At 74.0% G+C, this 12,231-nt stretch carries 9 protein-coding genes; 2 read left to right on the top strand and 7 right to left on the bottom strand.

The features are described from left to right. Positions 1–375: 375 nt before the first annotated feature. Positions 376–1,341, top strand: coding sequence for an SGNH/GDSL hydrolase family protein (locus tag ACFQBR_RS19085; RefSeq protein ID WP_344178953.1), 966 nt, complete (start codon positions 376–378; stop codon positions 1,339–1,341). A 135-nt stretch (positions 1,342–1,476) separates the two neighbouring features. Here the strand turns inward: ACFQBR_RS19085 and ACFQBR_RS19090 are convergent, their stop codons facing one another. The 5 genes from ACFQBR_RS19090 to ACFQBR_RS19110 form a co-directional block, all read right to left on the bottom strand. After that, entirely contained in the window at positions 1,477–1,968 is a 492-nt protein-coding gene (locus tag ACFQBR_RS19090; protein ID WP_344178924.1) for a glutathione peroxidase, read from the bottom strand. Positions 1,969–2,244: 276 nt separating this feature from the next. Continuing rightward, positions 2,245–4,026, bottom strand: coding sequence for an ABC-F family ATP-binding cassette domain-containing protein (locus ACFQBR_RS19095; RefSeq protein WP_344178925.1), 1,782 nt, complete (start codon positions 4,024–4,026; stop codon positions 2,245–2,247). 320 nt (positions 4,027–4,346) lie between these two features. Then, positions 4,347–5,246, bottom strand: coding sequence for a transketolase family protein (locus ACFQBR_RS19100; RefSeq protein ID WP_344178926.1), 900 nt, complete (start codon positions 5,244–5,246; stop codon positions 4,347–4,349). Positions 5,247–5,256: 10 nt separating this feature from the next. Beyond that, positions 5,257–5,964 carry a transketolase gene (locus ACFQBR_RS19105; RefSeq protein ID WP_344178928.1) on the bottom strand — a complete coding sequence of 236 codons (708 nt, stop codon included), beginning with the start codon at positions 5,962–5,964 and terminating at the stop codon, positions 5,257–5,259. Between the two features lie 83 nt (positions 5,965–6,047). Next, positions 6,048–7,019 carry a 4-(cytidine 5'-diphospho)-2-C-methyl-D-erythritol kinase gene (locus tag ACFQBR_RS19110; protein ID WP_344178930.1) on the bottom strand — a complete coding sequence of 324 codons (972 nt, stop codon included), beginning with the start codon at positions 7,017–7,019 and terminating at the stop codon, positions 6,048–6,050. 265 nt (positions 7,020–7,284) lie between these two features. Between ACFQBR_RS19110 and ACFQBR_RS19115 the strand changes: the two genes are divergently transcribed. Continuing rightward, positions 7,285–9,177: a serine/threonine-protein kinase gene (locus ACFQBR_RS19115; protein ID WP_344178932.1), complete on the top strand. Its 1,893-nt coding sequence runs from the start codon at positions 7,285–7,287 to the stop codon at positions 9,175–9,177. Between the two features lie 236 nt (positions 9,178–9,413). On the opposite strand, the gene guaA is transcribed toward ACFQBR_RS19115, so the two are convergent. After that, on the bottom strand, positions 9,414–10,994 hold the full coding sequence (guaA, locus tag ACFQBR_RS19120) for a glutamine-hydrolyzing GMP synthase (protein ID WP_267948106.1): 1,581 nt from the start codon (positions 10,992–10,994) through the stop codon (positions 9,414–9,416). Between the two features lie 92 nt (positions 10,995–11,086). Continuing rightward, positions 11,087–12,109: a UDP-glucose 4-epimerase GalE gene (gene galE / locus ACFQBR_RS19125; RefSeq protein WP_267948105.1), complete on the bottom strand. Its 1,023-nt coding sequence runs from the start codon at positions 12,107–12,109 to the stop codon at positions 11,087–11,089. Positions 12,110–12,231 lie beyond the last annotated feature (122 nt).

Genomic DNA, 12,231 nt, shown 5'->3' on the forward strand with positions numbered 1-12,231 from the left:
CCCCGCCCCTGGCGGTGTCCGCCCCCACCAGGAGCGCTGCCGGGCGCGCACCGCGTTTCGGGCTCCGGCGGGAGAGAACGGCGTGAGAGCTCGGCGGCCCGCCCCCGCCGCGTGCGGGTCCCTCCTCCGTCCCGGAGAGCGCTCCGGACGGTCGCGGCGGTCCGGGCCCCGCGGCCGGCCCGCTGAGAGACATCTCCCACCCGGACGCTCGACGCGGACCCGCGGCGGCTGGCATCGTGGCCCGGACGCCTTCCGGTTCCCCCACGTGAAGGGCCCGGCGGCACCCGGGAAGGGCGGCGCGCCCGCCCACCGGGCAGCCCCGGGCACGTACCTGCAACCGACCCGGGTGGGAGACAGAGAGTGCGAATCCGCTGGATCGCGGTGACGGCCGTCGCAGTGCTGGCGGCGGGGTGCGCGGGCACCGACGGAGAAGGGACGGCGGCGCCGGGGACCCCCGGCGCCGAAGGGGGCTACTACCTGTCCCTGGGCGACTCGCTGGCCGTGGGCGTGCAGCCCGACGAGGACGGGACGCCCGTCGAGACCGAGGAAGGGTACACGGACGTCCTGTACCGCACCCTGCTCGACGACGACCCCGGCCTCCGGCACGAGCGCATGGGCTGCGCGGGCGAGGACACGACCACGTTCATGGAGGGCGGCCTGCCCGACTGCGAGGAGCGCTACGACGACGGTGAGCAGCTCCGGGCCGCCGAGGACTTCCTCGCGGAGCACGAGGGCGAGGTGGACCTGGTGACCCTCACCATCGGGGCGAACAACTTCACCCGCTGCGTGCAGGGGGTGAACGCGCCGGACGGCCGCGCGGACAGCTCCGAGGACATCGACATCGACGCGGAGTGCGTGGCCGACGGCCTCGACCGCCTGGAGGACGAGGTGCCCGAGATCGCCGAGCGGCTGCGCGCCGCGGCCGGCCCGGACACCCGGATCGTCGCGATGACCTACTACAACCCGTTCCTCGCCTTCCTCCTGCTCGACGACGACCCCGCCGGGCAGGCCGCCGCGTCCGCGGAGGAGGCCGAGGAGGTCTTCCCCGAGCACGAGGCGCGGGGCGGGCTCGCCGAGGAGGCCGTGGAGACCCTCACCGAGGTCAACGGGACGCTCACCGAGGCCTACGAGGCCGAGGGCATCGAGGTCGCGGACGTGGACTCCGTCTTCCAGGCCACCAACAGGGAGGTGCCCGAGGACAGCCGGACCGGCATGCCCGCGAACCTCCAGAACGTGTGCGACCTGACCTGGATGTGCGACGCGGAACGGGGCCCGGACATCCACCCGAACGAGCAGGGCGCGCGGGAGATCGCCTCCGTCTTCGCGGAGGAGGTGCGCTGAGGGCCGCTCCGCCCGCGTGCGGACCCGGCCGGGCGTCCCCTCTCACGGGGGATCGGCGGCCCGGTCCGCCGTGCCGGGCCGGGGCCCGTCCCCTCCGGTCCGGGCCCGCCCCGGAGGGGACGGGCTACCGCGCCCTCACGCCTCCCCGGGGAGCGACTTCTCGATGAGCGCGACGATGGCGGGGTCGTCCGGCAGCGTGGCCGGGCGGAAGCGGTGCACGGCGCCGTCCGGGAGGACGAGGAACTTCTCGAAGTTCCACTTCACCTTCCCCGCCTGGCCGTCCGCGTCGGGGACCGCCGTGAGCTCGCCGTAGAGCGGGTGGCGGTCCTTCCCGTTGACCTTGACCTTGCTCGTCATCGGGAAGGTCACCCCCCACGTCGCGGAGCAGTACTCGGCGATCTTGCCGTCGCTGCCGAACTCCTGGAGGAACTGGTTGCTGGGGAACCCCAGCACGGTGAACCCCCGGTCGGCGTAGCGTTTCTGCAACTCCTCCAGCTGCCCGTACTGCGGCGTGAGCCCGCACCGGGAGGCGACGTTCACCACCAGCCTGACCTTTCCGGCCCACTCGCCGAAGGTCGTCTCGCGCCCGTCGATCAGCGTCACCGGAATCTCGTCCAAAGCGGTCATGCGGGTTCACTCCTGTCCACTGGGAGGGCGGCGCCCGGCGTACGGTCGGCCGCGGCGGCCCCATGTTCCCGGAGGCTACTCGACGGCGCCCCGAGCCGCCCGGCGGAGGCGGGGAGCCCCTCGCGGGGCCCCTGCGGGGCCGGGCCGGTCGCGGGAGTGCGCGGCCCTCGGCGGGGACGTTCGCGCGGGAGCGCCCGGGGAGGGGCGCGGGGCCCGCGCGGACACGGCCGGGCCCCCTCGCGGGGCCCCGGCCGGGGGGAGGAGCGCGCCCGGCGGTCAGTCGCCGACGATCTCCGCCTGCTCCAGCCAGACCTCCTCCAGCTCGCCGCGCTCGGTCGCCAGGGCCTTGGCCTCGGCGTCCAGTTCGGCGAGCCGGGCGTAGTCGTTCGCGGCGGCGGCCATCAGCTCGTGCAGCTCCGCCTCGCGCCTGGTGATGCGGTCCATGCGCCGCTCGACGCGCTGGAGCTCCTTCTGGGCCGCGCGCCGCTCCGTCGCGGACACCGCGGGCTGCTCGGGGGCGGCCCCGGCCGCAGCGGTCTCGGACGCGCCGAGCGGCACCGTGGCCTCCCCCGCGGTCACCGCGCGGCGCTCCAGGTACTCGTCGACCCCGCCGGGCAGGAAGGCGAGGCTGCCGTCCCCCATGAGCGCGAGCACCCGGTCGGTGATGCGCTCCAGGAAGTACCGGTCGTGGCTGACCAGCACGAGGGAGCCCGGCCAGCCGTCGAGGAGGTCCTCCAGCTCGGTGAGGGTCTCGATGTCCAGGTCGTTGGTGGGCTCGTCCAGCAGCAGCACGTTGGGCTCGTCCATGAGCAGGCGCAGGAGCTGGAGGCGGCGGCGCTCGCCGCCGGACAGGTCGCCGATCGGCGTCCACTGCCGGTCGCCCCGGAAGCCGAAGCGCTCCAGCATCTGGCTCGCCGTGTAGTCGCGCTTGCCGATGGTGATGTGCTCGCGGATCTCCATGACGGCCTGGAGCGGGCGCGCCTCGGGGTCGAGTTCGACGACGTTCTGCGACAGGTGGGCGAGCCTGACGGTGCGGCCGGTGCGCACGCTGCCGGAGTCGGGCTCGCGCTCCTCGGCGAGGATCTTGAGGAGGGTGGACTTGCCCGCGCCGTTGACCCCCACCAGGCCGACCCGGTCGCCGGGGCCCAGCTGCCAGGTGAGGTGGTCCAGGAGGGTCCGGTCGGGGACGGCCACCGACACGTTCTTGAGGTCGATGACGGTCTTGCCGAGCCGGGAGCTCGCGAACCGCACCAGCTCGACGGTGTCGCGGAGCGGCGGCTCGTCGGCGATGAGCTGGTTGGCCGCCTCGATGCGGAACTTGGGCTTGGAGGTCCGGGCCGGGGCGCCGCGGCGCAGCCAGGCCAGCTCCTTGCGCATGAGGTTCTGGCGCCGCTCCTCGGAGGCCGCGGCCTGGCGGTCCCGTTCGGCCTTGGCCAGGACGTAGGCGGCGTAGCCCCCCTCGTAGCGCTCGACGGCGCCGCGCCCGACCTCCCAGGTGCGGGTGGTGACGGCGTCCAGGAACCAGCGGTCGTGCGTGACGACCACGAGCGCCTCCGGGCGGCCGCGCAGGTGCTCGGCGAGCCAGGCGATGCCCTCGATGTCGAGGTGGTTGGTGGGCTCGTCCAGGACGATGAGGTCGTGGTCGCCGATGAGCAGCCGCGCCAGTCCCGAGCGGCGGCGCTCGCCGCCGGAGAGCCCGGACATGGGCGTGTCCAGGTCCCAGCCGCCGAGGAGGCCCCGAAGGACGTCGCGGATGCGGGAGTCGCCCGCCCACTCGTGCTCGGCGCGGTCGCCCAGCACGAACCCGCCGACGGTGGTGTCGGGGAAGGTGTCGCGCTGGTGCAGGAAGCCGATGCGCAGCCCGCGGTTGTGCACGACCCGCCCGGAGTCGGGCTCGGTGATGCCGGAGAGCACGGAGATCAGCGTGGACTTGCCGCCGCCGTTGCGGCCGACCACACCGATGCGTTCGCCCTCGTCGACGCCGAGCGACACCTTGTCGAGGAGTACGAGCGGCCCGTAGGCCAGGGACACGTCCTGAAGGTTGACCAGATTCGTCATCACCTTCCATTGTCCCGGGTCCGACCCAGTGCCCTGGCCGCCCCGCCCCGGGGCGCGGGATCCCTGTCCCGACGGCGGGGCCGCGGTCCGGGCTCTCGTCCCCCCGCGGGGGCGCGGCGAGCCCGGGCACGGGCGGCGGGTGTGTGCCCCCCGCGGGGGCGCGGCCCGGGTCGCGGTGACCGAGCACGACGCCGCAGTCGCCCGGCGCCTCACGCGGGGATGCGGCCCGGACGGCGCGTGTCCCCGCACGGGACGCGCCCGGGGCCGCACCACGCAAGGCCCCGGGCGCGTTCCGCGCCGCCGGGTTCCCCGGCCCCGGCCTACACCAGGAAGAACCCCCTGGCGGCCTCGGCGATGCCCTCCGCGTCCAGGCCGTGCGCCCGCGCGTGCTGCGCGGGGGCGCCGTAGGCGCGCAGTTCCCGGTCGCGGGCCACCCCCAGCCCGAGCTGCCGGTGGCGCCGGTCCACGAGGGCCGCCGCGACCTCGTGCGCGGAGGTCCCGGCGAGGTAGGGCTCCACCACGAGCACGTCGGCGTTGCCCGCCGCCCCGACCAGGGCGCTGAGCCCCGCGCGGTCGAACGGGCGCACGGTGGAGGTGTGGGCGACCGTCACGTCGAGGTCGGCGGTGGCCTCCAGCACGCGGTCCAGCATCGGTCCGACGGCGACCACCACGCCCGCGGAGCGGGGCGACCCCGTGCGCACCGCGGACAGCCGCCCGTCCACGGGCCGGGGCGCGCGGTTCGAGGTCTCCGACAGCCTCACGTACACGCGGTCGTCGCCGGGGATGGCGGACTCCAGGGCGGCGCGGGCCTCGTCCGGGTGGCCCGGCACGTGCACGGTCCACCCCGGGAGGGTGTCGAGCAGGGCGACGTCGCCGGGCGCCTGGTGGGTGCGCCCCTCCTCGGAGGCGTCGTAGGAGCCGCCGATGCTGACCAGGACGGCGCCCACGTCCTGGTGGGCGAAGTCCAGTTTGACCTGCTCGAACGGCCGCTCGACCAGGAACGGGGCGTAGCTGTGCACGATCGGGCGCATCCCGGTCAGGGCGAGCCCGCCGGCCACCCCGATCATGGCCTGCTCCCGGATGCCGACGTCGACCACCCGCCCGGGGTGGCGGGCCGCGGCGGAGCGGAACATGCCCGCCGAGATGGCGGCGAGGACCACCGCGACGCGCGGGTCGCGGTCCATGGCCTCGCTGACGGTGGCGGCGAAGGTTTCTCGCATGGCCTGTCCCCTACCTGGTCCGGACGCGGGCGACGACGGCCAGCGGCCGTCCTGTGTGGGGCCGGGTGAGGGCCTCGTGGAGGGCGTCGTGGTCGCGCCCGGCGACCTCGCGCGCCGCCCACCCCTCCCCCGCGAACCGTGCGGCGACGCCGCCGGGCCAGCCGTGGGTGCTGGAGGCGTTGTCCACGACGACCGCGGTGAGGTTGTCGACGCCGAGCCGCCCGGCGACGACGATCGCCTCGTGGTTGCTGCCCTCGTCGAGTTCCCCGTCCCCGAGGAGCACCACCACGCGGGGGGCGGCGCCGTCGGGGCGGCGGACGCCCTGGGCGCGCAGGCCGAGGGCGCTGCCCAGTCCGAGGGGCAGGCCGTGGCCGAGGGAGCCGCTGCCGATCTCCACCCCGGGCACGAGGACCCGGTCCGGGTGGTGGCCCAGCGGGGAGTCGAAGGCCGTCCAGCCGCGCAGGGCGGCCACGTCCACGAACCCCTTGGCGGCCAGCACCGCGTAGAACGCCGCGGGCCCGTGGCCCTTGGACAGCAGGAAGCGGTCCCTGGCGGGGTCCTCGGCCGTCGCGGGGGTGACGGCCAGGACGCGGTCGTAGAGGACCCACACCACGTCCAGGGTGGAGTGGGCGGCGCCCATGTGCTTCTCGTCACCCTCCATGAGGCCGATGAGGGCTGGCAGGTCGGCGTAGCGCGACAAGGCGGTTGCGGTCGTCATGCACACCAGTGTTCGACCTCAACCGTGGTTCAGGTCAACTGGGCGAAACCCCCACAGAACGGAAGAAACGACAGTGATTTAGGTCACAGCACAACGGCGCCCGGCACGTCCCCGTGGGCCGTCACCACCTGCTCGCACAGCCCGCTCCCCTCCAGGGCCGCGACCACCGAGGCCTCGCGCTCGGCCACGACGGCGGCGTCCTCCGGCCCCCCGCCCACCAGGAACGCACAGGTGGGCCCCGAGCCCGACACCAGGGCCCCCAGGGCCCCGGCGCCCCGCCCGGTCCCGAGGGTGCGCTCCAGCTCCGGCAGGAGGGACAGGGCGGCCTCCTGGAGGTCGTTGGTGAGCGCCGCTCCGACGGCCGCGGGGTCCCCCAGCGCGAGCGCGCCGGCCAGGGCCGGGTCGAGGCTCGGCGGGGGGGCGTCCGGACGGATCCGGTCGTACTCGCGGAAGACCCGCGCCGTGGACAGGCCGTGCGGCGACAGGGCGAAGACCCAGCGGAAACGGCCGGGGCTGGCCATCGGCGAGAGGACCTCGCCCCGCCCCGTCCCGACGGCCGTCGAGCCCACCAGGGCGAAGGGGACGTCGCTGCCGAGCTCGGCGGCGCAGTCGAGGAGGGCCTCCCGTGGCAGGCCGGCGCCCCAGAGCCGGTCGCAGGCGACCAGGGCGGCGGCCGCGTCCGCGCTCCCGCCGGCCATGCCCCCCGCCACCGGGATGTTCTTGTCCAGGTGGACGGTGACGGGGAAGCCCTTCCCCGTGCGCTCGGCCACCAGGACCGCCGCGCGGGCGGCCAGGTTGCTCGCGTCGAGGGGAACGCGGGAAAGGTGGGACCCCAGGCCGCCGCCGGCGGTCAGTTCCGCGACGACGGAGCCGCCCCCGCCCGGGGGACTCGGCCGACGCGACCGGGCCTCCTTGACGGTAACCTCATCGAACAGTGAGACGGCGTGGAACACGTTGACGAGGTCGTGGAACCCGTCCTCGCGTCCGGGCCCCACCGCCAACTGGAGGTTCACCTTCGCGGGGACCCGCACGGTTACGGTGGTATTAACGGTCACGAGTCCCCAATCGTAAAGGAACCCCCACCTTGCGTGAACACGTACCCCGCCAGGGGCGCCGGTGTGTTCACCCCCTCCGACCGGCGCTAACGCCATCGGCGGAAGGAATCGGGAACCAGGATCACGATCCGGGGATCGTCACCACTGTCATGTCAGTCACCGCCTGCCCCCAGAACGGCCCAATCAGGCCGCTGAGTGGGAATCAGGGCACAAACACCGCTACCTTGGGGCAAGGCGGGGTTTGGACACCGTCGGGGAGGGTCGCTTGCCGTCGGATGGGCTCCCGAAGAACCTGGAACCGCTGGCCGCCGGGGATCCGGCCACCATCGGTCCCTACGTGCTGTCCGGCAAGCTGGGCAGCGGTGGCATGGGCACCGTCTACCTGGGCAGTATGTCGGACCGGAACAACCAGGTAGCCATCAAGGTCATCCGTCCGGAACTCGCCTTCGACGAGGCGACCCGGGCGCGTTTTCGCGATGAGATGGAGAACGCCCGCAAGGTCGCCTCCTTCTGCACCGCCAAGGTGCTCGACCACGGGACGTTCGAGAACCGTCCCTACATGGTCACCGAGTACATCGCCGGCACCGCCCTGGCCGAGCACATAGCCGAGAACGGTCCGCTGGACTCCTCCACCCTGCACGGCTTCGCCCTGGGCGTGGCCGCCGCGCTCGCGGCCATCCACCGCACCGGGCTGGTCCACCGCGACCTCAAGCCCGCGAACGTGCTGCTGTCGCTGTCGGGCCCCCGGGTGATCGACTTCGGCATCGCGCGCGCGATGAACACCGCCACGAACCACACCCAGACCGGCATCGTCATGGGCAGCCCCGGGTGGATGGCGCCCGAGCAGCTGTTGGAGGAGCAGGTCACCACCTCGGCGGACATCTTCGCCTGGGGGTGCCTGGTGGCGTTCGCCGGCAACGGCACGCACCCCTTCGGCAACGGCGACGCCATGACGCTGGGCAAGCGGGTGCTGTTCGCCGAACCCCAGATCGGCAACCTGGACAGCCCTCTCGACCGCCTCGTGACGCGTGCCCTGGCCAAGGAGCCGAACCGCCGGCCCACCGCCCAGGACCTCCTGCTGGAGCTGGCGGGCGGGGAGGACAGCACCAACCCCAACGACATGGTGTCGCACGCGCTGCACCAGTCGTGGCGGCCCAACCTGCCGCCGATGCCGCCCGGCCCTCCCCCGGGGATGCGCCCCCAGCAGGGCGGGCCCGGACACCAGACCGTGACGGGCATGCGGCACCCGGCGCCCGGCCAGTACCAGGCGGGCCCGCCCATGCCCGCGCACCAGACGGGCAACTTCCAGCACCCGCAGCCTCCCGCGGGGCCGCCCCCGGGCTACCCCGCGACCGGCCACCAGCCCGGCCCACCGCCGGGCGGCCAGGCGCAGCAGCCCCGGCAGGCGGGTCCGCCCCCGGCCCAGCACCCGGCCTCGACCGGGCCCATCCCGATGGTGCCCCCCGCCGACCAGCAGGCGAACCGCCCGGGGCCGCAGCCGTACGTGCCCCCGGTCCCCCCTCCCCCGCACCGGCCGGCCGCGCCGAACCGGCGCCGCGGACTGGTCGTCGCGGTGGCGGTGGGCGCCTCGGTGCTCCTGGTGCTCATGGCCGTCCTGACGATCCTGGTGATGAACCGGGACGACCCGCCGTTCTCCGGCGGTGACGACGCCCCTCCCGCGGGGGCCGGCTCGGAGCAGGAGGAGGCCCCGGAGCCCGCACCGGACGACGGCGCCGACGACTCCGTCCCCTCGGACGGATCCGGCGGGGTCTCCGCCGACGGCACGGTCGAGTACCGGGTCAACTCCGTCAACTGCGGGATGGAGACGCTGGAGGGCCGATCCGCGCTCCGCAGGGGCGAGTACTGCGTCGTGGACCTGCAGGTCACCAACCTCCTCGAGGGCGAGCGCTTCGTCTTCGACAGCAAGTCGCAGTACCTGGTCACCGAGTCGGAGTCCGAGGTCGTCGCGGCGACCCCGTCCAGGGACGAACAGGTGAGTTCGCTGTGGGACACCGGCGGCCTCGCCCCGGGCACCCCGGCCGCGGGCGAGCTGGTGTTCATCCTCACCGAGGACGAGAGCCCGGTCAGGCTCCTGCTCAACAACACCCCCGGCGGCGCGCCGACCTCCATCGAGATCCGGGACATGGTGACCTACTAGGGCGTGGTCCCTGGAGGCCCGCGGTCGGCCCGGCGCCCGCGCCGATCACCGCGGGCCCGGCACGACCCGCGGAACACGGCCGGGGGCGGTGGGCCGGGAGGGTGCGCGGCCCCGCCCCGTCCGGAAGCGCTGCCGGGCCCCGCGGCCCCGGGCCGGAGCGCGACGGAGGACAAGGACAGGGCCCGGCACACACGCGGTGTGCCGGGCCCGTCCGTGCTCCGGGGAGGGGCGCTCCCCTACTCCCACTCGATGGTGCCCGGGGGCTTGCTGGTCACGTCCAGCGTCACCCGGTTGATCTCCCGGACCTCGTTGGTGATCCGGTTGGAGATCTTCGCCAGCACGTCGTAGGGCACGCGCGACCAGTCCGCGGTCATGGCGTCCTCGCTGCTGACCGGGCGCAGCACGACCGGGTGGCCGTAGGTGCGGCCGTCGCCCTGCACGCCCACCGACCGGACGTCGGCGAGCAGCACGACCGGGCACTGCCAGATCTCGCGGTCCAGGCCGGCGCGGGACAGCTCCTCGCGGGCGATGGCGTCGGCCTCGCGCAGGATCTCCAGGCGGTCGCGGGTCACCTCGCCGATGATGCGGATGCCCAGGCCCGGCCCGGGGAACGGCTGGCGCCACACCATCTCGGCGGGCAGGCCCAGCTCCTCGCCGACCTTGCGCACCTCGTCCTTGAACAGCTCCCGGAGGGGCTCGACCAGGGTGAACTGCAGGTCGTCGGGCAGGCCGCCCACGTTGTGGTGCGACTTGATGTTGGCGGTCCCGGTGCCGCCGCCGGACTCGACCACGTCGGGGTACAGGGTGCCCTGCACGAGGAACTCGACCTCGGCGCCGCCCTCCCCGCCCTCGGCGACGACCTCGCGGGCCGCCTGCTCGAAGACGCGGATGAACTCGCGGCCGATGATCTTGCGCTTCTCCTCGGGGTCGGTGACCCCGGCCAGCGCCGACAGGAACCGCTCCTCGGCGTCCACGACCTTGAGCTTGGCCCCGGTGATCGCGACGAAGTCCTTCTCGACCTGCTCGGCCTCACCCTTGCGGAGCAGGCCGTGGTCGACGAACACGCAGGTCAGCTGGTCGCCGACGGCGCGCTGCACGAGGGCTCCGGCCACGGCGGAGTCGACGCCGCCGCTCAGCGCGCAGATGACGCTCTTGTCGCCGATCTGCTCGCGGATGCGCTCCAGCTGCTCCTCGACGATGTTCACCATCGTCCAGGTGGGCCGGCACCCGGCGCCCTCGTACAGGAACCGGCGCAGCACCTCCTGGCCGTGCTCGGTGTGCATGACCTCGGGGTGGAACTGCACGCCGAACAGGCGGCGGTCGGTGTCCTCGAACGCGGCGACCGGGGCGCCGGCGGTGCTGGCGGTCGTGGCGAAGCCCTCGGGGGCCCGCACCACGGAGTCGCCATGCGACATCCACACCGACAGGTCGGCGGGGGCGCCCGCGAACAGCAGGGAGTCGGTGACGGCCGTCAGCTCGGTGCGGCCGAACTCGCTCAGGTCGGTCCGGTCGACGGTTCCGCCCAGGGCCCGGGTCATCGCCTGGAAGCCGTAGCAGATGCCGAAGGTCGGGACCCCGGTCTCGAACAGCTCGGCGCCGACGACGGGGGCGCCCTCGGCGTAGACCGAGGACGGGCCGCCGGAGAGGATGATGGCCTTGGGTTTCTTGGCGAGCATGTCCTCGACGGGCATGGTCGAGGGCACGATCTCGCTGTGCACATGGCATTCGCGGACGCGTCGTGCGATCAGCTGCGCGTACTGCGCGCCGAAGTCCACGACGAGAACGGTGTCGAACGTGCTCTCAGCACCAACGGACACGACGGAGGACCTTCCGCAGGAAGTACAGGGATAGGCGTCCAGTCTAGGGCGTTCCCCGTGCTCAACCGGTACTCCGGGGTGTGCGGTGGGGCTCAGCTCCCGGCGCCCCCGAAGCCGCCGGGGTTGGCCGACTGCCAGTTCCACGCGTCCCGGCAGGCGTCGTCGACGGTGAGGGCCGCCTTCCAGCCCAGGTCGCGGGCGGCGGCGGAGGGGTCGGAGTAGCACACGGCGACGTCGCCGGGGCGCCGGTCGGCCACCTCGTACGGGACGGGTGCGCCGGTGGCCCGCTCGAACGCGCGCAGGCCCTCCATGACCGAGGTGCCGCGGCCGGTGCCCAGGTTGTAGACGCGGCAGCCCGCGGTGTCGCCGAGGTGGTCGACGGCGGCCAGGTGGCCCTGGGCGAGGTCGACCACGTGCAGGTAGTCCCGGACGCCCGTGCCGTCGGGGGTGTCGTAGTCGTCGCCGAACACGGTGAGCCGCTCCCGGCGTCCGGCCGCGACCTGCGCGATGTACGGGAACAGGTTGTTGGGGACGCCCAGAGGGTCCTCGCCGATGAGCCCGCTGGGGTGGGCGCCGATCGGGTTGAAGTAGCGCAGGGAGACGATGTGCCAGCGGGGGTCGGCGGCGGCCAGGTCCTCCAGGACGCGCTCGATGAACAGCTTGGTGGCGCCGTAGGGGTTGGTCACCGAGAGGGTGCTGTCCTCGGTGAGGGGCAGGTGCTCGGGGTCGCCGTAGACCGTCGCCGACGAGCTGAACACCAGGTTCCGGACGTCGTGCTCGTCCATCGCCTCGGCGAGGTTCAGGAGCGCGTCGAGGTTGTTGCGGTAGTAGCGCAGCGGCTGGGCGACGGACTCGCCCACCGCCTTGAGCCCGGCCAGGTGGATGACGGCGTCGACGTCGTGGACGTCGAAGATCCGGCGCAGCGCTGCGGGGTCGGTGCAGTCCGCCCGGTGGAAGGCGACGGTCCGCCCGGTGATGCGCTCGACGCGGCGGACGGCCTCCTCGCTGCTGTTGACGAGGGAGTCGACCACGACGACGTCGTGTCCGGCCTGGAGCAGTTCGACCGCGGTGTGCGAGCCGATGTACCCGGCCCCCCCGGTGAGCAGTACGTTCATCTCTCGCTTCCCTGGCTGAGGAGCGCCCGCCCTCTCGCGGACGCTCCCCAGGATAGGGGGCGGCCGGGTCGGCCGCCGGTGACACGCGCCACCCGGGCACCTGCCGTGACCGGCCGCTCCCG

Origin of the sequence: Nocardiopsis tropica (genome assembly GCF_042660575.1) — a bacterium.
GTDB lineage: Bacteria > Actinomycetota > Actinomycetes > Streptosporangiales > Streptosporangiaceae > Nocardiopsis > Nocardiopsis tropica.